The organism is Caulobacter sp. FWC26 (genome assembly GCF_002742645.2).
GTDB lineage: Bacteria > Pseudomonadota > Alphaproteobacteria > Caulobacterales > Caulobacteraceae > Caulobacter.
In genome coordinates this window covers 238595-258344 of the sequence record NZ_CP033873.1, presented here as the reverse complement: position 1 = coordinate 258344, position 19750 = coordinate 238595, and the positions used below count along the sequence as shown (strand labels likewise).

Annotated in this window: 18 protein-coding genes; 8 read left to right on the top strand and 10 right to left on the bottom strand. The window is 69.1% G+C overall.

Annotated features, from left to right (window positions below):
• Positions 1 to 99 precede the first annotated feature (99 nt).
• Positions 100 to 462 (bottom strand): hypothetical protein, encoded by a 363-nt coding sequence (locus CSW63_RS01240; protein ID WP_062099714.1) that lies wholly within the window; start codon positions 460 to 462, stop codon positions 100 to 102.
• A gap of 288 nt (positions 463 to 750) precedes the next feature.
• On the opposite strand from CSW63_RS01240, the gene CSW63_RS01235 reads away from it, so the two are divergent.
• Complete coding sequence (locus CSW63_RS01235; protein ID WP_062099713.1) at positions 751 to 1230, top strand: DUF305 domain-containing protein; 480 nt, start codon at positions 751 to 753, stop codon at positions 1228 to 1230.
• A 35-nt stretch (positions 1231 to 1265) separates the two neighbouring features.
• On the opposite strand, the gene CSW63_RS01230 is transcribed toward CSW63_RS01235, so the two are convergent.
• Together CSW63_RS01230 and CSW63_RS01225 are read right to left on the bottom strand one after the other, a co-directional pair.
• On the bottom strand, positions 1266 to 1904 hold the full coding sequence (locus CSW63_RS01230) for an isoprenylcysteine carboxylmethyltransferase family protein (protein ID WP_062099712.1): 639 nt from the start codon (positions 1902 to 1904) through the stop codon (positions 1266 to 1268).
• Entirely contained in the window at positions 1901 to 2170 is a 270-nt protein-coding gene (locus tag CSW63_RS01225) for a DUF2933 domain-containing protein (protein WP_099504379.1), read from the bottom strand. Before CSW63_RS01225 ends, CSW63_RS01230 begins: the two co-directional genes overlap by 4 nt.
• 205 nt (positions 2171 to 2375) lie before the next feature.
• Between CSW63_RS01225 and CSW63_RS01220 the strand changes: the two genes are divergently transcribed.
• From CSW63_RS01220 to CSW63_RS01205, 4 genes are all read left to right on the top strand, one after another.
• The gene (locus tag CSW63_RS01220; protein WP_062099710.1) at positions 2376 to 3836 is read left to right on the top strand and encodes an MBL fold metallo-hydrolase RNA specificity domain-containing protein; all 1461 of its coding nucleotides are present in this window, start codon (positions 2376 to 2378) and stop codon (positions 3834 to 3836) included.
• Complete coding sequence (locus CSW63_RS01215; RefSeq protein WP_062099727.1) at positions 3833 to 5371, top strand: thymidine phosphorylase family protein; 1539 nt, start codon at positions 3833 to 3835, stop codon at positions 5369 to 5371. The genes CSW63_RS01220 and CSW63_RS01215 overlap by 4 nt, the downstream gene beginning before the upstream one ends.
• Positions 5368 to 6252 carry a ribose-phosphate pyrophosphokinase gene (locus CSW63_RS01210; RefSeq protein ID WP_062099709.1) on the top strand — a complete coding sequence of 295 codons (885 nt, stop codon included), beginning with the start codon at positions 5368 to 5370 and terminating at the stop codon, positions 6250 to 6252. The genes CSW63_RS01215 and CSW63_RS01210 overlap by 4 nt, the downstream gene beginning before the upstream one ends.
• A 152-nt stretch (positions 6253 to 6404) precedes the next feature.
• Positions 6405 to 7031 (top strand): response regulator transcription factor, encoded by a 627-nt coding sequence (locus CSW63_RS01205; protein WP_062099708.1) that lies wholly within the window; start codon positions 6405 to 6407, stop codon positions 7029 to 7031.
• Between the two features lie 31 nt (positions 7032 to 7062).
• Here the strand turns inward: CSW63_RS01205 and CSW63_RS01200 are convergent, their stop codons facing one another.
• Both CSW63_RS01200 and CSW63_RS01195 read right to left on the bottom strand, forming a co-directional pair.
• A complete protein-coding gene (locus CSW63_RS01200) occupies positions 7063 to 8829 on the bottom strand; it encodes an oleate hydratase (protein WP_062099707.1) in 1767 nt (588 codons plus the stop codon).
• A gap of 60 nt (positions 8830 to 8889) precedes the next feature.
• Complete coding sequence (locus CSW63_RS01195) at positions 8890 to 11226, bottom strand: heavy metal translocating P-type ATPase (protein WP_099504377.1); 2337 nt, start codon at positions 11224 to 11226, stop codon at positions 8890 to 8892.
• Between the two features lie 387 nt (positions 11227 to 11613).
• Between CSW63_RS01195 and CSW63_RS01190 the strand changes: the two genes are divergently transcribed.
• The 3 genes from CSW63_RS01190 (at position 11614) to CSW63_RS01180 (ending at position 14249) form a co-directional block, all read left to right on the top strand.
• A complete protein-coding gene (locus CSW63_RS01190; protein ID WP_099504375.1) occupies positions 11614 to 13149 on the top strand; it encodes a PAS domain S-box protein in 1536 nt (511 codons plus the stop codon).
• Entirely contained in the window at positions 13139 to 13762 is a 624-nt protein-coding gene (locus tag CSW63_RS01185) for a response regulator transcription factor (RefSeq protein ID WP_099504373.1), read from the top strand. The genes CSW63_RS01190 and CSW63_RS01185 overlap by 11 nt, the downstream gene beginning before the upstream one ends.
• Before the next feature lie 79 nt (positions 13763 to 13841).
• Entirely contained in the window at positions 13842 to 14249 is a 408-nt protein-coding gene (locus tag CSW63_RS01180; RefSeq protein ID WP_099504371.1) for a response regulator, read from the top strand.
• A 34-nt stretch (positions 14250 to 14283) separates the two neighbouring features.
• On the opposite strand, the gene CSW63_RS01175 is transcribed toward CSW63_RS01180, so the two are convergent.
• From CSW63_RS01175 to adhP, 5 genes are all read right to left on the bottom strand, one after another.
• Complete coding sequence (locus CSW63_RS01175; protein ID WP_062099702.1) at positions 14284 to 14721, bottom strand: DUF411 domain-containing protein; 438 nt, start codon at positions 14719 to 14721, stop codon at positions 14284 to 14286.
• A gap of 64 nt (positions 14722 to 14785) precedes the next feature.
• Entirely contained in the window at positions 14786 to 16048 is a 1263-nt protein-coding gene (locus tag CSW63_RS01170; protein ID WP_099504369.1) for an MFS transporter, read from the bottom strand.
• Complete coding sequence (locus CSW63_RS01165) at positions 16039 to 17007, bottom strand: copper resistance protein B (protein ID WP_171012819.1); 969 nt, start codon at positions 17005 to 17007, stop codon at positions 16039 to 16041. Before CSW63_RS01165 ends, CSW63_RS01170 begins: the two co-directional genes overlap by 10 nt.
• Positions 17004 to 18692 (bottom strand): copper resistance system multicopper oxidase, encoded by a 1689-nt coding sequence (locus tag CSW63_RS01160; protein ID WP_099504367.1) that lies wholly within the window; start codon positions 18690 to 18692, stop codon positions 17004 to 17006. The genes CSW63_RS01165 and CSW63_RS01160 overlap by 4 nt, the downstream gene beginning before the upstream one ends.
• A 29-nt stretch (positions 18693 to 18721) precedes the next feature.
• The gene (adhP, locus tag CSW63_RS01155) at positions 18722 to 19747 is read right to left on the bottom strand and encodes an alcohol dehydrogenase AdhP (RefSeq protein WP_099504365.1); all 1026 of its coding nucleotides are present in this window, start codon (positions 19745 to 19747) and stop codon (positions 18722 to 18724) included.
• Between the last annotated feature and the right edge of the window lie 3 nt (positions 19748 to 19750).

The following is a 19750-nucleotide window of genomic DNA, read 5'->3' as shown; positions in this document are numbered from 1 at the left end:
GATCGAAAAGCCAGCCGGCGAAAGCGCGGGCGATCACGCGCGCCCGGCAGGACCGGGGCGTGAAACCAGCGATGGCGGGGATCGGCCCTCGGGCCGGTCCTAGGCGATCGTTCGGGGGGGCGGATCTTCGGGGATGAGGCGGTGGGTGCGGCCGCTGGTGTTGGACCAGCGGGTCTCGACGCGATAGCCGACGGCGATCGGGGTCTCCGAGCCCGGGCAGGGGGCCGCAACGGACAGGGCGCAACTGATCGCGCAGGCCTTGGCGCAATCCTTGGCCGACATGGTCTTGCCGTGATCGCAGCAGGGCTCGGCCTGGGCCACGTCGTCGCCGGCGGGGGCCATGGCGATCATGCTCATCGCGTCCATGCCGGCCATGTCGCAATCAGCCCGCGCGGCGTTGACCGCCAGCGGACTGAACGCGAGGGCCACGGCGGCCAGGAAAGCGAGCGCATGCCTTAGCATCGGGCGAGCTTAGCGCGGTCACACGGCCTCGTCATGTCCGGACAATCCCCGAATGCGATTTGCCGCGACGCGCGCGGACTGGCGACGGCTTGGAGGCGGGGCCTGAAAGCCGCCATCTGGTCCAATACGCAGCGGCCTGGACCATCCCTCGACCTTTGGCGCGGTCGCGGTGAATATTTTCAGAGGCGGAACGGGGGCGCCGTTCGCCGGTTGTGGGAGCATCGCAACCCGCTGGAAAACCTCGCCCCGGCGCGTGGTTGCGCCGGGCTCCAGGAGCGGAAAACAGTCATGGCCGAGCACCACGCGCCCAAAGACCATCAACACCACAGGCCCTACCTGCGCCTGGCCGCCATGACCGTGCTGTCGTTCCTGGCCATGTATGTCCTGATGTACGCCATGGTCGACAGGGCCGCGAACATCCATCCAAGCTTCAACCAGGCCTACATGGCCGGCCTGATGACCGCGCCGATGGTCATGCTCGAACTCGTGCTCATGGGCATGATGTATCCGCGCAAGGGCCTCAACCGCGGCTTGGTCGCGTCCAGCCTTGTCATCGGGGTCTTGTGCTTTGCGGCCATTCGCCAGCAGTGGCTGGTCGGCGACCGCGAGTTCCTGCGCTCGATGATCCCGCATCACGCTGGCGCGATCCTGATGTGCGGACGCGCGCCGGTGAAGGATCCTGAGATCCGCAGCCTTTGCGCCACGATCATCAAGGGCCAGCAGCAGGAGATCGACCAGATGAGCGCCATGCTCGCGCCCCTTCGCTGAGCATCGCCCGGTCGCCCCCGCGGCGATGGCGGGGGTCAACGCAACGGCCAGCGGGGGATGAAGGCGGGAACCCGCGCCCTGTAGTCGCGATAGGCGTCGCCGAACTGCGCCAGCGCCGCCTGCTCCTCGTGACGGGCCAGGCGGACGTACATCACCACCAGCACGGGGAACATCGCCAGCGTCAACAGCGTGGGCCACTGCAGCAGGAAGCCTAGCATCACCAGGATGAAGCCGGCGTACTGGGGATGGCGCACCCTGGCGTAGACCCCCGTGGTGGCCAGCTCCCGGTGGCGCTGACGGGCGTGCAGCGCCACCCAGCCGACCGAGATCAGCCAGAACCCGGTCCCGATCAGCACGAAGCTGGCGATATGGAACGGTCCGAAGTGGGGATTGACCCGCCAGCCGAACATCATCTCCAGCAGGTGGCCGGCGTCGTGGCTCCACCAGTCGACACTGGGAAAACGCGACTGCAGCCATCCCGAGAGCAGGAAGATGGTCAGGGGGAAGCCGTACATCTCGGCGAACAGGGCGACGATAAAGGCGCTGAACGCGCCGAAGCTGCGCCAGTCGCGGCCGGTCGCGGGCTTGAAGAAGCTGAACGCGAACAGGATGAAGACGGCGGCGTTGACCAAAGCCAGTCCCCAGAGGCCGTAGCCGTAACCGGGATGGGTCATCGCCGCTGCCTCTCGACCGGTTCGTTGGGATTGGCCGGCGCGTCCGCCGGGATGCGGCCGGGCGCGTCCTCTCGCCCGTGCTGATGGGCGCCATGGCCATGGTGCATGAACAGGTGCATCAGCGGACAGGCCAGTAGGAGCAGATAGGGCACGACGCCGAGCACATGCGCGGCGTGCTCGGTGGTCAGGAAGAAGCCGGCGATCAGCAGGAACCCGACCAGGACGATCGTTCCGCGCCGACGCAGCTTTTGGTGTTGAACATCCATGGATCGCTCACTTCAGGCCTTGACGCCCTATCATAGGCCCGCGACCCGGGCGCCAAGTATAGGTAGAGGCCGCAGCGGCGGGTGGGGGCGGCGCCCGCGGGTCCCCGGAGGCAGGCGGCGATGTCTGCGGCCTTTGCGTATTGGCCCGCGGCGACCGAGCCTGAAAGGCTGCGCGGCGAGCATCATCACCAGAGGCAAGCCGCCCATGCACAGGAACAGGAAGAAGCAACGGCTCCACGGCAATTTCGGAACGGCCGCCCTTGAACGCGAAGCGCGCATCGACCTTGCCGAGCGGCCGGCCGGCGGCCTTGCCGTGGCCTTCCTCGGCGCGTCGGGCACGGTGACGGGCTCGCGCTACCTGCTGGACGACGGCCAGACCCGGATCGTGGTCGATTCCGGTCTGTTCCAGGGGGCCAAGGACCTGCGCCGCCTCAACTGGGCGCCGCTTGCGCCCGAGGTGGCCGACGTCGAGCAGGTGCTGCTCACCCACGCCCATCTCGACCATTCGGGCGCCCTGCCACGCATGGCCCGCCTGGGATGGGATGGGACCGTCCTCAGCACGCCGGCCACGGCGGCCCTTTGCCAACTGCTGCTCGCCGACAGCGGGCGCATCCAGGAGAAGGACGCGGAGTTCGCCAACCGCCACGGCTTCTCGCGCCACGATCCGGCGCTGCCGCTCTACACGGAGGCCGACGCGCGCCTGGCCCTGCGGCTGTTCGAGACCATCGGGTTTGGCGAATGGCGCTCGCTCGCCGACGGGATCAGGACGCGCTACCATCGCGCCGGCCACATCCTCGGCGCGGCGTCGATCGAGATCGACTGGAAGGGCCGGTCGGTTCTCTTCTCGGGCGATATCGGGCGCTATGACGACGCGGTGATCAAGGACCCCGAACCGCCGGCGCGGGCCGACTACGTCATCGTCGAATCCACCTATGGCGACCGCCGCCATGACCGCGTGGATCCGTCGCGGGCGCTGGGAGACCATATCGAACGGTGCATCCGACGCGGGGGAACCGTGGTGATCCCCGCCTTCGCGGTCGGTCGCGTCCAATCGCTGCTCTATCATCTGTCCCGTCTGCGCGCGGACGGCCGGCTGCGTGATGCGCCGATCTATCTGGACAGCCCGATGGCGATCGACGCCAGCGGGCTGATGTGTGATTTCATGGACGAACACAGGCTGAGCCGCGCGGCATGCGAAGCCGCGTGCGGCGTCGCGCACTATGTGCGCGAAGTCGAGGAATCCAAGGCGCTGACCGCGGACGCCACCCCCAAGGTGATCATCTCGGCCAGCGGCATGGCGACCGGTGGCCGCGTCGTGCACCATCTCAAGCGGTTCGCCCCGGATGAGCGCAACCTCATCCTGTTCTCCGGCTTCCAGGCGGCCGGCACGCGCGGCGCTGCGCTCGTCTCGGGGGCCCGGACGATCAAGATCCACGGCGAACACGTCCCCGTCCACGCCGAGGTGGCGAACCTGACCATGCTGTCGGCCCACGCCGACAGCGACGAGCTCATGCGGTGGCTGGGCGCCATGCAGGCGGCGCCGCGGCATGTCTATGTCACCCATGGCGAGCCGGCCGGCGCGCAGGTCCTGGCCAAGCGCATCGGCGAGGAACACGGCTGGCCTTGCACCGTCCCGACCCTCGGCAGCTGGGGGCGGCTGGCGTGAGCGTCCCAAGGCACGAGCAGGCCGACGCGAGGCCGGCGTCGGCCACGCTGCGCGCGCGTCGCATGGGGCTCACCGCGGCTGGCGGCGACATGATCGCGGTGATGCGGCACGACTGCCCGGTCTGCCGGTCCGAGGGCCTGGGGTCGCGCGCCCAGGTCGTCCTGCGCGCCGGCGGCCGCGAGGCGGTGGTGTCCTTGTTGCACAGCTCGGGCGACACGCCAGACCCCGGCGAGATCGGCCTTTCCGAGACCGCATGGGCCCGGCTCGGGGTCAAGGCGGGCGACCGCGTGGAGGTCGCCCACGCTCCGCCGTTGGCCTCGCTGCGGGCGGTGCGCCGCCGGATCTATGGAGAGCGCCTGAGCCAGGCGGCCTTTTCGGCGATCGTCGCGGATATCGCCGAGCATCGCTATAGCGACGTCCACCTCTCGGCGTTCGTCACCGCCTGTTCGGCGGCGCCGCTCGATCAGGCCGAGACGATCGGACTGACCAAGGCCATGGTCGAGGTCGGCGAGCAGTTGAGCTGGCCTGGGCCGATCGTCGTCGACAAGCACAGCGTCGGCGGCTTGCCGGGCAACCGCACCACGCCGATCATCGTCTCGATCATGGCGGCCGAAGGCCTGGTCATGCCCAAGACCTCCTCGCGCGCGATCACCTCACCGGCCGGCACCGCCGACACCATGGAGGTTCTGGCGCCCGTCGACCTCGACATCGCCGCGATCCGCCGGGTGGTGGCGCGCGAGGGGGGCTGCATCGCCTGGGGCGGGGCGGTTCGGTTGAGCCCGGCCGACGACGTGATCATTGGCGTCGAGCGGGCGCTCGACATCGACGCGGTCGGCCAGCTGGTGGCCTCGGTGCTGTCCAAGAAGATCGCCGCCGGCGCGACCCACCTGGTGATCGACGTTCCTGTGGGACCGACCGCCAAGGTGCGGAGCCTGGAGGCCGCGCGGGATCTCGAGGCGGCGCTCACCTCGGTGGCCGCCGCCTTCGGCCTGCGCACGCGGGTGATGTATGGCCCTGGGGCTGAGCCGATCGGACGCGGCATCGGGCCGGCGCTGGAGGCGCTGGACATACTGGCCGTGCTTCAAGGCGAGCCCGGCGTCGAGGATCTCGCCCATAGGGCCTGTGAACTGGCCGGGGGATTGTTCGAGCTGGCGGGCGTGGCGGCCCCTGGCGCTGGCCTCGCGCGCGCGCGGCAAAGCCTCGAGAGCGGCCGCGCCTGGGCCAAGTTCAAGCGCATCTGCCAGGCCCAAGGCGGCATGCGCTCGCCGCCGGTCGCCCGCTTCCAGCGAGACCTGACCGCGCCCTCCAGCGGCCGGATCGCCAGCATCGACAACCGCAAACTCGCGACCGTCGCCAAGCTCGCGGGCGCGCCGATGGCCAAGGCGGCCGGGGTGGCGGTCCACGCCCGGCTCGGCCAGTCGATCGTCGCGGGGTCGCCCTTGTGCACCCTTCACGCCGAGAGCCCCGGCGAACTGGACTATGCGGCCGCCTTCGCCTTGAGCGACGGGGCGATCTTCGCGATCGCGGCGCCATGACGCCGCCGATCGTCTTCGCCTTGGACGGCGGCGAGCGCCTGGCCCAAGCCCTTGGCCCAGCGCTCGGCGCGGAGGCAGGGGTCCTGCTGCAGCGCCAGTTTCCAGATGGCGAGACCTACCTTCGGATCGACAGCGACGTCACCGAGCGCGATGTCATCCTGGTCTGCGGCCTCGAGCGTCCGGACGCGAAATTGCCGCCGCTGCTCTTCGCGGCGGACACGCTGCGCGAGCTTGGCGCGCGCGGGGTGGGCCTGATCGCGCCCTATCTGGCCTACATGCGCCAGGACACCCGTTTCCATCCGGGCGAGGCGGTCACGTCGCGTATTTTCGCGGCGGTGCTCTCGCGCCACCTCGACTGGCTGGTGACCGTCGATCCCCACCTGCACCGCCATCACGCCCTGGCGGAGATCTACCGAATCCCCAGCCAGCTCGTTCACGCCGCGCCGCTCATGGCGTCGTGGATCAGGCGGAACGTCGCCCGACCGGTGATCGTCGGGCCCGATCTGGAGAGCGAGCAGTGGGTGGCGCAGGTGGCGGCCGGCGCCGACGCGCCGTTCCTGGTCTGCCAAAAGCAGCGGTCCGGGGATCGTGAGGTCGACATCTCGATCCCCAACGCCGGCGCCTTCCTGGGCCGCCAAGCCGTGCTCGTCGACGACATCGCCTCGTCGGGCCGCACGCTCGCCGTCGCGGCCCGCCAGCTCAAGGCCCTGGGTTTTGCGCCGCCGGACTGCGTCGTGGTGCATGCGCTGTTCGCCGGCGACGCCGCCCAGGTCCTGGGCGAACACGTCGCGCGCATCGTCAGCACCAACACGGTCGCCCATGCGTCGAACGCCATCGACATGACGCCGGCGATCGCCCAGGCCGTGCGCGCCCTGCTGTGAACGGCGTTCGCCAATCCTCGGCCAGCCGCCGGGAGGCGAACGGCGAAGCCTCTTGACCCTGGACCCCGGTCCAACCCGCACAAGGCGTCCGCGAAGCGGCGCCGCATTCGCCGCTGCAGCCTGGCGCCCGCTCAGTTCGCCTGAGGAGGCCCATGGGGGACAAGCGTGTCGTTCATATCGTCGACGACGAGGAGACGATCCAGCGGTCGGTCGGCTTCATGCTCCGCGCCACGGGCTTCAGCGTCGAGACCTATCCGTCGGGGACGGCGTTTGTGGCCGTCGCGACGCAGGCCAAGATCGGCTGCGTCATCCTGGACATGCAGATGCCGGGCCTGGGCGGGCTTGAGGTTCAGGTCGCCCTGGCCGATATCGGCGTCGACATGCCGGTCGTCGTGCTGACCGGCAATGGCGATGTCGCCCTGGCGGTCCGGGCGATGCGGGCCGGGGCCGTCGACTTCCTGGCCAAGCCTGTTGAAAAGGCCATGCTGCTCGAAGCGCTCCATCGCGGCTTCGCGCGCATCGACCGGGCCGATGGCCGGGCGGCCGAGGAAGCCGAGGCGCAGGGCCGCGTCGAGGCTCTGTCGCCGCGCGAGCGGGATGTCCTCGAAGGTCTCGCCCAGGGGCGCGCGAACAAGGCCATCGCCTATGATCTCGGGATCTCCTCGCGCACGGTCGAGGTCTGTCGCGCGAGCCTGGCACGCAAGCTCGGCGTCCAGACCTTGGCCCAGACCCTGCGGATCGCCTTCGCAGCGGGGATGGGACGGCCGCCGCGAGCCTAGACGCTCGCCGCGGCGGCCGCCCCGGCGATCGCTAGTCCGCGATCAGATGAAACCGCTCGACCAGCTTGGCGATCTCGGTGCCTTCCAGCGTCTTCAGCAGCAGCTTGCGCAGGATGGCGGGGCCGGGGATCTCGATGCCCTCGCCATCCCGCAGCGGCGCGACGGCGGCGAGCAGAGTGCGAATGTCATAGGTCGAGTTGAACACTTCGGGCACGCCGCGCTCGACATCGAGCAGCGTGTAGACCGCCTCCATCGGCGTGCGGACCGAATACTCCGTGGTGAAGATGCAGTCGCGCTGCTTGGACTCGGCGAACTGGCCGATGAAGGCGAAATTGACGGCCCCCGCCGGGACCACGTCCGGCCGGTCTCCGGCCTGGCGGGGCATGAAGAAGGCGGTGATATAGGGCATCATCACCGGCACGGTCCTGGCGCCGCTCGCCGCGAGATCGGCGATATCCTCGACCGGGACGCCGAGGTGATAGAGCCATTCCTGGGTGATCTCCTCGCCAGTGCAGGCCTGCATCGGCTTTTTCACATAGTCGCCGGGCCGATCGACGAACAGGGCGTAGAACCAGGCCACGAGCTGGTCCTTCGGCTGCTTCTTGAAATGGGGCTGGCGGCTGACCGTCCAACTCAGCAGCCAGCTCGAATCCTTGGCCGTGACGATGCCGGCGGTGACCACCTTGCCGCTGAACGGATCGCGCTTGGCGATCTTGCGGATGTACTGCGGAATACGCGCGTCGAGCGTGGTGATGGTCGCCGACGCCCATTTGGTCTGCGCAATATGGGCCCCGAACACGTCGGGACGTCCGAAGGCCGGGTCCTTGGCCGCGATGCGCCGCCACAGGTCCCAGGCGGGCGCCGGGCCTTGATTCAGCTTGGCCGGGGTCTGATGGTCGCCGCTGTCGGAATTTTCGGTCAGCGACCCGATGGTGATGAACACCAGATCGTCGGGGCCAAGATCGACGCCGCCCTCGGCGCCCTTCTCGATCCAGCCGATCCGCGTCGCCTGCTTGCGTTCGGCGTCGATCGCGAAATCGATGTCGGTGACCTGAACGCCGTAGCGGAACCGGACGCCCTGATCCTGCAGCCACTTGACCAGCGGCAGGACCATCGACTCGTACTGATTGTACCGGTTGAACTTGAGCGACGAGAAGTCGGCGAGCTGGCCGATGTGGTGGATGAAGCGGTGGAGATAGAGTTTCATCTCCAGGGCCGAATGCCACTCCTCGAACGCGAACATCGTACGCCAGAACAGCCAGAAATTACTCTTCAGGAAATCGGGGCCGAACACCTCGTTGATCCGCTTGTTCTCCATCTCTTCGCGGGTCGCCAGGAAGACGGAGAGGAGCTCTCGTTGGGCCTTGTCGTTCAGCGTCAGCAGCGCCTTGTCGGGCACATCCTGCCCGCGGCTCTGCGTGACCCGCTGCAGCGAGACGTTCGGATCGTCCTTGTTGAGCCGGTAGAATTCGTCGAGGACGCTGGCGTCTTCGATCTCGAGCGAGGGGATCGAGCGGTAGAGATCCCAGAGGCACTCGAAATGCGCCTCCATCTCGCGCCCGCCGCGGATGACGAACCCCTTTTCCGCCACGTCCAGGCCATCAAGGGCGCCGCCGGGAAGCTCCAACTCCTCGAGAAGCGTGATGCGCTCGCCCGCGACGCCGCCGTCCCTGATGAGGAAGGCCGCGCCCGCCAGGCCGGCGAGGCCCGCGCCGACGAACCAGGCCGTCGCCCTGTCGGCCCGCTCCGGCTTGCGGGGACGGACGAACGCTTCATAATTTCCGCGGCTGTAATGCATTGGCGGGCTCCTAGGGGCGGCGAGCGGTTTGGGCGGCGGCTTCGGGACGAGCGCGCATGCTCATATCTTCTGCCGATTGAGCCGCAGCGCGTTGGTGACCACGCTGACCGAGGACAGCGCCATCGCCGCGGCCGCGATGATCGGCGAGAGCAGGATGCCAAACAGCGGATAGAGCACGCCGGCCGCCACGGGCACGCCCGCGACGTTGTAGATGAAGGCGAAGACCAGGTTCTGGCGGATGTTGGACATGGTCGCCTGGCTCAGCCGCCGCGCCTTGACGATGCCGTTGAGGTCGCCCTTGAGGAGGGTGACGCCCGCGCTCTCGATCGCCACATCGGTCCCCGAGCCCATGGCGATGCCGACATCGGCCGCGGCGAGGGCCGGCGCGTCGTTGACGCCGTCTCCGGCCATGGCGACCACGCGCCCCTCGCGCTTGAGACGCGCGACGACGGCGCTCTTCTGGTCGGGCAGGACCTCGGCTTCCACTTCCTCGATGCCCAGACGCCGCGCGACCGCCTTGGCCGTGGTGCGGTTGTCGCCCGTCAGCATCACCACCCGGATGCCTTCGGCCTTGAGGGCGGCCAAGGCTTCGGGCGTGGTCGCCTTGACGGGGTCGGCGATGGCGAAGGCGCCGCCGACCCGGCCGTCGACGCCGATGAAGATCGCCGTGGCCCCGTCGCGGCGAAGGGCGTCGGCCTGCTCCGCCAGGGCCTCGGTCGCGACGCCCTCGTCGGCCAGGAACCGGGCGTTGCCGAGCACGATGCGGCGGCCCTCGACGGTTCCCAGCGCGCCGCGCCCGGTCGGGGAATCGAAATCGCTGACCTCGGCGACCGCGACGCCGCGCGCCTTGGCCGCTTCGACGATGGCCAGCGCCAGCGGATGTTCGGACGCCCGTTCGACGGACGCGGCCAGCCGCAGCAGTTCGACCTCGTCAAACCCCGCCGCGGGCACGACCTGCGTGACCGCCGGGCGGCCCTCCGTCAGCGTGCCGGTCTTGTCGACGACCAGCGTGTCGACCTTCTCCATATGCTCGAGCGCTTCGGCGTTCTTGATCAGGACGCCGACGCCCGCGCCCCGGCCGACGCCGACCATGATCGACATCGGCGTGGCGAGCCCCAGCGCGCAGGGACAGGCGATGATCAGGACGGCGACGGCGGCCACGAGTCCGTAGGCGAAGCGCGGCTCGGGCCCCCAGACGCTCCAGGCGATGAAGGCCAGGACCGCCACGCCGATGACGACCGGGACGAACCAGCCGGAGACCTGGTCGGCCATGCGCTGGATCGGCGCGCGCGAACGCTGGGCCTCGGCGACCATCTGGACGATGCGGGCGAGCATGGTGTCGCGACCGACCTTGTCGGCGACGATGACCAGCGCGCCGGTCTGGTTGAGCGTGCCGCCGATCACCTTGTCGTCCTTGGCCTTCGTGACCGGCATGGACTCGCCGGTGACCATCGACTCGTCCAGCGAGGAACGGCCGTCCTCGACCACCCCGTCGACCGGGACCTTTTCGCCGGGCCGCACGCGCAGACGATCGCCGACCGTCACCAGATCGAGGCTGACCTCCGCCTCCGACCCGTCCGCCGCGATGCGGCGCGCGGTCTTGGGCGCCAGATTGAGCAGCGCCTTGATCGCGCCCGATGTGCGCTCGCGCGCCCGCAGTTCGAGCACCTGGCCCAGCAGCACCAGCACGGTGATCACCGCCGCGGCCTCGAAATAGACCGCCACCACGCCGTCGGTGTTCTGGAACGCGGGTGGGAAGACCTGGGGCGCGAGCGTGGCGACGACGCTATAGATCCAGGCCACGCCCGTCCCCATGGCGATCAGCGTGAACATGTTGAGGTTGCGGGTCTTCAGCGAGGCCCAGCCACGCTCGAAGAACGGCCAACCGGCCCATAGGACCACCGGGGTAGCCAGGGCGAACTGGACCCATATCGAAACCGGCATCGGGATGATGTGATGCAACGCGGGGAATAGATGGCCGCCCATCTCGAGGATCAGCACCGGGATGCTGAGAGCCAGACCGACCCAGAAGCGGCGGGTCATGTCGATCAGCTCATGGCTGGGACCGGCGTCGGCGGTCACCGTCGCCGGTTCGAGCGCCATGCCGCAGATGGGACAGGCTCCGGGATGGTCCTGGCGGATCTCCGGATGCATGGGGCAGGTCCAGATGACGCCTTCGGGCGCGGCCGACGCGGCCGACGCGGCCGGCGCGCCGAGATAGCGGTCGGGATCGGCGATGAATTTGGCCCGGCAGCCCGCGCTGCAGAAGTGGTGCGGCTTGCCGGCGTGCTCGGCATGGTGCGCGGTCTTGGCCGGGTCCACGCTCATGCCGCAGACCGGGTCCTTCACCTGGTCGGCCGCCGGGGCGCCATGCGCCGTGGGCTTGGTCTCGTTCATCCGCGCGTTCCTTTCGCCAGCAGCCCTTGTAGGGTCTGAGATCGTGCCGGGGTCAATACGTACTCTCCTCAGACCCGCGGCTGGAGAGGGCAACAGGCCGCGAGGCGTTCGACAAGCCGCGCGGGCGCCAAGCAACGGCGCGGCCGCACTTTGCGCTGAAATTCTGAGGGGACCGGCCGGCCCGCGCGTAAACGCGATAGGACCCCGCGGATACAAGCGAGACCGTGACCCATGGATGCACTATCGGACCCGCGCGCGTGGGGGCTGAAGGCTGGCGCGCGGCGTTGTCGGGCGGCCTGCCGGTCCGGCCCCGCGGGGTGTCGCCAAGCTCGCGCTCGCGCCGCATCGCCGCGCCTGCGCGCCGCGGATCTGGCCTGAGCCGGCGGCATGCGCGACCAGGATCAAGGCCCCGAGGCGGGCGTGGCCGCCGTCGAGCAGCTTGCGCGGCTGTTTCTGCGCCAGGCCGGCGGCTATGTCCTGACGCTGCTTGCCGCCTCGGGACGGGTCCTGAGCTACAATATCGGCGGCGAACGGATCGAATGCTGGTCAGCCGATCACGTCGTCGGCCAGCAGCACGATGTCTTCTATCCGCCCGATGAGATCCACGCCGGGCGTCCCCGGGCGGATCTCGCCGCGGCCTTGCGCGACGGCGTGCTGGAGCGCGAGGCCTGGCGGGTCTGCGAAAACGGCGCTGAATACCTCGCCCGCCTGACCGTCACGCCGCTGTTCGACGCGGGCGCGCATCGCGGCTTCGCCTGCATCGCCCGCGACATCACCGACGAGGCCGCGGTGCGCGCCTCCATCGAAACGCGCGAGCAGCATTTGCAATCGATCCTGGCGACGGTGCCGGACGCGATGATCATCATCGACGAGGCCGGCGCCATCACCTCGTTCAGCGCGGCGGCCGAGCGCCTGTTCGGCTATCGCGAGGCCGAGCTGATCGGGAGCAATGTCGCGTGCCTGATGCCGGAGCCGGACCGTGGCCGGCACGATGAATACATCGCCCACTACCTGCAGACCCGCGAGCGCCGGATCATTGGCGTCGGCCGCGTCGTGGTAGGCCTACGCCGCGACGGGTCGACTTTCCCGATGAAGCTCTCGGTCGGCGAGGCCGGCGAGGACGGCCAGCGGCTGTTCACCGGCTTCATCCGCGATCTCACCGCCAAGGAGCGGGACGAACTGAAGCTGAAGGAGCTTCAGGCCGAACTGGTCCATGTCTCCCGCCTGAGCGCCATGGGCACCATGGCCTCGACCCTGGCGCATGAACTCAACCAGCCCCTCGCGGCGGTCTCGCTCTATCTGGAGACCATCCGCGACATGCTGGAGGCCGAACCCGGCGAGCCCTTCGCCACTTTGCGCTCGGTGATGGACGAGGCCGCGCAGGAGACCCTGCGCGCCGGCCATATCGTGCGCCGGCTGCGCGACTTCGTGGCGCGCGGCGAGGTCGAGAAAAGCCTGCACGACCTGGCGCATGTGGTCGGCGACGCTAGCCAGCTGGCGCTCGTCGGCGCGCGCGAGCGGGGGGTGCGCAGCTTCTTCGACTTCGATCCGGCGGCCACGCCCGTCCTCGTCGATCGGGTGCAGATCCAACAGGTCCTGGTCAACCTGATGCGCAACGCCATCGAGGCGATGGCGGACTCGCCGATCCGCGACCTCAGGATCGCGACGAGCCTGCGTGACGACGACCTAATCGAGGTCACCGTCGAGGATAGCGGGCCGGGCATCGCCGAGGACATCGGCGAGCAGCTCTTCACGGCGTTCGTCTCGACCAAGGCCGACGGCATGGGTCTGGGGCTCTCGATCTGCCGGACCATCATCGAAGCGCACGGCGGGCGAATCTGGTTGGAGCGGCCCGCGCTGGGCGGGGCCCGGTTTCATTTCACCTTGATCCACGCGGCGGGGGAGGAGGACTATGACGGATAAGCGGGTCATTCACCTCGTTGACGACGAAGAGGCCATCCGGCGCGCGGCCGGGTTTGCGTTGAAGGCGGTCGGCCTTGGCGTTGAGACCTACGCCTCGGGTGTCGAATTTCTGGCCCGGGCCCGGCCCACGACCCAGGGGTGCGTCATTCTCGACGTGCGCATGCCGGCGATGGACGGCCTTGAGGTGCAGACAGCCATGGCCGAGCGCGGCATCCACATGCCGGTGATCGTGCTGACGGGTCATGGCGACGTGTCGGTCGCCGTGCAGGCCATGAAGGCCGGCGCCGTCGACTTCCTGGAAAAGCCCTTCGAAAAGGCCGCGCTGTTGCGCGCGGTCGAGCGGGCGTTCGCGCGCATCGCCGACGCCGACATCCGCGCGATCGAGGCCGCCGACGCGCATGTGCGCATCGCCGCCCTCACGCCTCGGGAACGCGAAGTGCTGGAGGGTTTGGCCCAGGGCTATCCCAACAAGACCATCGCCTATGACCTTGGATGCTCGTCGCGCACCGTGGAGGTGCACCGCGCTAGCCTGATGGTCAAGCTGGACGTGCGCAACCTGTCCGAGGCGCTTAGGATCGCCTTCGCCGCCGGGATGGGCCGCAAACCCAAGTGACTGCGAGGTTTACGTAGCGACCTGGAGACGGCCGACGTGCGAGGTTTGGCGGGCTTCAACCGGGTGTTTTGATCGCGCGATGTTATCGGTCAGTCCCTCGCCGCGCGATCGCCGCTATACGGTTCTGGTCTCCGACGATGATCCGGGCGTGCGACGCGGCCTGCTGCTCTTGCTTCGAGCCCGCGGCTACGCGGTGAGCGGCTACACCACCGGCAGCGCCCTCTTGGCCGACCCGCGCGCCAGGGAAGCCGATTGCGTGATCCTCGACTACCGGATGCCCGACTTCGACGGCCTGACGCTCCTGGATCATCTCCGGCGCCAGGGCTGGCGCGGCGGCGCCATCCTGATCTCCGGCTTCTACGACGAGGATCTCGAGCAACGCGCGCGCGCGGCCGGCTTCGATCAGGTGATCCCCAAGCCGGTGATCGGCCGGGCGGTGCTCGAAGCCTTGCGTCGGCAGTCGGGGATGTCGCGCGACGCGCATTGACCCGACGCCAGCCCATGGCCCTGACCGTTGGAGGTCAGTAGCGGGCGAAAACCCGCGCGCCGGCCGGCCCGAAGGCCACGACATCGTAGTGTTGCCGCGCCCCGCTCGGCGCCGCCATGCCCTCCGAGCCGATCGGCATGCCGCCGACGGCGAGCCCCTTCACGCCAGCCGGCCGGGCGGCCAGGAGACGCTTCACCTCGGCGACCGGCACATGACCTTCGATAACGAAACCGTCGATGATCGCGGTGTGGCAGGAGGAAAGCGCCGGCGGCAGGCCGGATTGGCGCTGCAGGCGCACGCGGGCGACCTGATCCCTGACGATGACCTTTCTGTCCAGTTTCGCACGGACGGCCTGGGCCCAGGCCTCGCAGCAACCACATCCAGGGTCGCGATAGAGCAGGATGTCGCCAGCCGCCAGCGCGGCGCTGGGCAAGGCGAGCAACAGCAGAACGGCGGCGAGGCGGATTTTCATGGGCGGACTCCTTGGCGTGAAGCTGGGCGCGTGGCGGACGCGGCTCTCGGACGTGGCGGCGCTGTCACGCCCTTTCCCCGGCTGGATGGACCGGTGTCGACGTCCGGCGCCATATCGCCGGCAGAAGCGCGAGCAGACCGAGCGACAGCCAGCCGATCGCTTCGACGACGGCCGCTTGCCGATGGGGTGACACGACGGCGAGCGACATGGGCGCCAGCGCCTGGCCGAGGCTCGCGGCTGTATGCTGCAGCCCAAGCATGACTCCAGAGGGCCGCATGGGGCCGCTGATCCAGAAGCTCGTGACCAGCCGAAGACTGGCTGAGCTCCAGCCGGCGACGGCGATGAGACCGGCCATTTCGACCACGGTCGTTCCAAACCGAAAGAGAAACAGCGACAGGGCTAGAAGCGCGAGCGTGAGGCAGGCCAGGCGTCGAGGCGCGGTCACCAGCCAGGTGACGCGGGTGTGGAAAAGCTGAGCCGCCAACATCGCCAGCCCGCAGAGACTGAGCATCCCGGCGATCGCCTCGCGGCTCAGCGCGCCCTCGGAGCGGGTCACGAGCAGGCTGACATGCATGGCGGCGAGTCCGCCGCCGCCGACGATGGTGACAAGCAGGAGGACAAGCGTGACGACGCGCGGCGGGGCTTGCAGGCGACGTCCCTCGGGACGGGCGGCACAGCGGGCCGGCAAGCGCACAATGCCGGTCGTCAGCGCCAGCGCCAGCACGGCGATGACGAGCGCGAGCACCAACAGCGGCGTGCGGGGAAAGAGCGGCGCGGACGCTTCGGCGAGCAGGGGGCCGAACAGGTCGCCAAGAAACATGAAGGCCGTCAGCCAGGTGAAACGCCTCGCCTGCTCGTCCCGGCCACCGGGTGCGAAGTTCGTTGACAGCAGCGCCAGCGGGATGATGGCGGCCGCGGACAGCCCAGCCAGCAAGCGAAGTCCATACAGCATGGGGAGCGGGACCGCCCCGACCGGCGCGGTCGCCAGCGCGAGGACGACCAGGGCCGTGCGCAGAATGATCCGGTAGTCGATGCGGTCGGCGAGCCATCCCCAGAGCGGCGCGAAGACGAGCGCCGCCAGCGGGTGGGCCGCCGTCAAACTCGCGACATGGACATCTTGGATGCGCAGCGCCAAGTCGGCCTGGCCTCCGTCGACGAGGGTCGGGAGAAAGGCGAGGACGGCGGTCTGGCCCGCAGACGCCGCCGCGACCGCGAGAAGCAACAGGATCGACGCAGCCGTCTGGCTCCGGCCAGGGCTATCGTCCGCCGCAGAACACGTCAGGCCGTCTTCCGGTCGCCAAGGCGCCGCGCAGCGCCTCACCACCATGATCGCAAGCCGACAACCACCCGATGCTCGGCCGGGCGCTGGCGATCGGCACGTCGGAAGTCGGCGGTGTCGTCCAGCGCCCGCTCCCAGACGAAGCCGACATAGGGCGCGAATTTCCGCGAGACCTCGTAGCGCAGCCGAGCGCTCAGCTCGACGTTGCTGAAGCCGCCGCCGAGCTCACGGTCGGTCGAGCGCTTGGAATAGAGGTTGGTTTCGACCTGCGGGGTCAGGATGAGGCGATTGGTGAAGCGGACCTCGTAGGCGCCCTTGGCGCGGGCGCCGAGGCGGCCGTCGTCGCCGACGTAGCCGGTCAGCTGGACATCGAACCAGTAGGGCGCCAGGCCCTCGACGCCGGCGGCGAGCCAAGTGGTCGCCCCCTTGCCGAGATCCTGACGAACGCCCAGCAACGTGCCCCAGAACGGGCTCTTGCTGCGCCACCACAGCGCCTCGACGCTGCTCTCCGGATCGAGGCGATCCTTGGAGTTCTTGAGGCCCTGGCTGCGCAGCCAGAGCTTGCTGTCGTCCTGGCCCTGGGTGACGAGGACGGTCCAGCCGACGCCCTGCCCCTCGTTGCCGCTGGCGAACTCCAGTTCGTCAACGAGAACCTTGGGGATCGACAGCTTGTCGGCCATCTCGTAGCCCGGCAGCGTCGAATTGCGATAGCCGTCCGCATAGTCGTCGGAGTTGCGGGCGTCCGGCGGAGCCTTGCCGCCCTGCATCCGTCCCATGTCCATGGTCATGCCGCCGGCGGGCGTCCCCGCGCCGGACATATCCATGCCGGACATATCCATGCCCGCGTGATCCGCAGGCGCCGCGGGGGAGGCCGTTGGGGCCGGGCTCGGCGGCGGTGGCGCGGCGTGCTGATGGGGGGCGTCCTGGGCGATTGCGGGCGCGGCCACGGCCGAAACGCTCAGAGCCAAGGCGAGCAGAGACGCTCGCGAGAGGGCCAGACGGGTCATGCGACGACCACCTCCCGGAACATGCCGGCCGCCATGTGGTAGAGCAGATGACAGTGGAAGGCCCATCGCCCCATGGCGTCGGCGGTGACGCGAAAGCTGATCCGCTGGGCGGGCTGGACCACCACGGTATGCTTGCGGACCTGGAACGCGCCGTCCGGGCCTTCGACATCGCTCCACATGCCGTGGAGGTGCATCGGGTGGGCCATCATCGTGTCGTTGACGAGAACGATGCGCAGCCGCGCGTTCGGCTTGAAGTGGAGCGGACGGGAATCGTTCAGCTTGATCCCGTCCAGCGTCCAGATGAAGCGCTCCATGTTGCCGGTGAGGTGCAACTCGATCTCACGCTCCGGCTCGCGAGGATCCGGATCGCCGCCGGGCGTGCGAAGGTCGGCCAGGGTCAGCACCCGCCAGGACCGCTCGCGCAGGCCCGCGCCGGGATCGTCGAGATTGGTGCGCGGATAGTCGACGCGCATGTCGGTGTTGGCGCCGTACTCGGTGCGCGCGTGACGCGCCTTCGGGGGCGTGTCCGCCATGCCGTGGCCGGCGTGTTCGCCGCCCATGGCGGCCATGGCGCCCATCATGTCGACCGGATCGAGCCAGGTCCGCGCATCGAGCGCCGGCGTCGGCGCCGTCATGCCGGGCGCTGGGGCGATGACGCCGCGGGCGAAACCCGTCCGGTCGATCGATTGGGCGAAGATCGTTCGGGCGCCCTCGGGCATGACGAACTCGACATCGTAGGTTTCGCCCGGTCCGATCCGGAACTCCTCGACCGTCACCGGCTCCACCGGCTGGCCATCGGTCGAGACGACGGTCAGCGGGACCCCAGGAAGGCGCACGTCGAAGAAGGTCGCCGTCCCCGCCCCCACGAACCGGAGGCGAACTCGCTCGCCGGGGGCGGCGATCGCCGTCCAATTCCCGGCCGGCGGCGTTCCGTTCATCAGGTAGGTGTAGGTGGCGGCGGAAACGTCGCTGTAGTCGGTCGGGTTCATCCGCGACCGGTTCCACATCCGCCGCCGCGCGAGGGCCTCGCCGAACCCCAGCTTGCCCACATCCTTGAGGAAGTCTCCGGCGGTCGGCTGCGCGAAATTGTAGTAGCTGCTCAGCTTCTTGAGGTTCGTGAAGATCTGCAGCGGCGGTTCGTCCGACCAGTCGCTCAGCAGGATGGCGTAGTCCCGATCGGGCGCAGGTCCGGTCGGCGCGCGCGGCTCGACGATGATCGCGCCATAAAGCCCGGTTTGCTCGGCCAAGGTGTGCGCGTGATACCAGTAGGTGCCCGCCTGACGCAGCTCGAAGCGATAGGTGAAGGTCTCGCCGGGCGCGATCCCGGGAAAGCTGATGCCTGGTACGCCGTCCATCTCGGCGGGCAGGATGACCCCGTGCCAGTGGATGCTGGACATCTCCTTGAGGCGGTTGCGGACGCGCAGGGTGACGGTGTCGCCCTCGCGCAATCGCAGCACGGGGGCGGGCACGGCGCCGTTCACCGCCGTGGCGATCCGACGCTTGCCGGTGAAGTTGACCGGCAGTTCGGCGATCTCGAGATCGAATTCGGTCCCGCGCAATTCGGCGGTCGCGGCGGCGGCGGGGCCCGCCAGCAGCGCCGGCGAAACTCCGGCCACCGCCCCGCTGACCGCCAGGCCCTGGACGAAGCGGCGCCGTGTGGCCGGCAAGGTAGGACTGTCGAACATGGTTTGCTCGCGGTTCGTCGCGGGGGGGATTAGGCGAGGTCGAGGACGATGCGGCCCTCGATGTCGCCGTGGTGCATGCGCGCGAAGACGTCGTTGATCTTCTCGAGCGGTTCGGTGTGGACAGTCGCGTGAACCTTGCCCTCGCCGGCGAAGGCCAGCGCCTCCATCAGGTCGAGCCGGGTGCCGACGATCGAGCCGCGGACGGTGACGCCGTTGAGCACGGTGTCGAAGATCGACAGCGGAAAATCGCCGGGCGGCAGGCCATTGAGGGCCACCGTGCCGCCGCGCCGGACCATGCCGAGCGCCTGCTGGAAGGCCTTGGGCGAGACGGCGGTGACGAGGACGCCCTGCGCGCCGCCGATCGCCGCCTTGATCGCGGCGGCGGGATCCTGCTCTCGGGCGTTGACGGTCACGGCCGCGCCAAGGCGTGTCGCCAGATCGAGCTTGCGGTCGTCGATGTCGACCGCCGCCACGTTGAGCCCCATCGCCTTGGCGTACTGCACGGCCATGTGACCCAGGCCGCCGATGCCGGAGACCACGACCCACTCGCCCGGCTTGGCCTCGGTCGCCTTCAGTCCCTTGTAGACGGTAACGCCCGCGCACAGGATCGGCGCGATGTCGATAAAGCCGACATTGTCCGGCAGGTGGCCGACATAGTTGGGGTCGGCGAGGACGTATTCGGCGAAGCTGCCGTTGACCGAATAGCCGGTGTTCTGCTGGCTCTCGCACAGGGTCTCCCAGCCCCCCAGGCAATGCACGCAGTGGCCGCAGGCGGTGTAGAGCCAAGGCACGCCGACCCGGTCGCCCTCTTTGACGTGGGTGACGCCCGACCCGACCGCGGCGACGTGGCCGACGCCCTCATGGCCAGGAATGAAGGGCGGGTTCGGCTTCACCGGCCAGTCGCCCTCGGCCGCGTGCAGGTCGGTGTGACAGACGCCGGTGGCGGCGATCTTCACCAGGATTTGTCCGGGACCGACCGTGGGGATCGGCGCTTCCTCGATGACCAGCGGCGCCCCGAATTTGCGCACGACGGCCGCCTTCATGGTCTTGGCCATGGC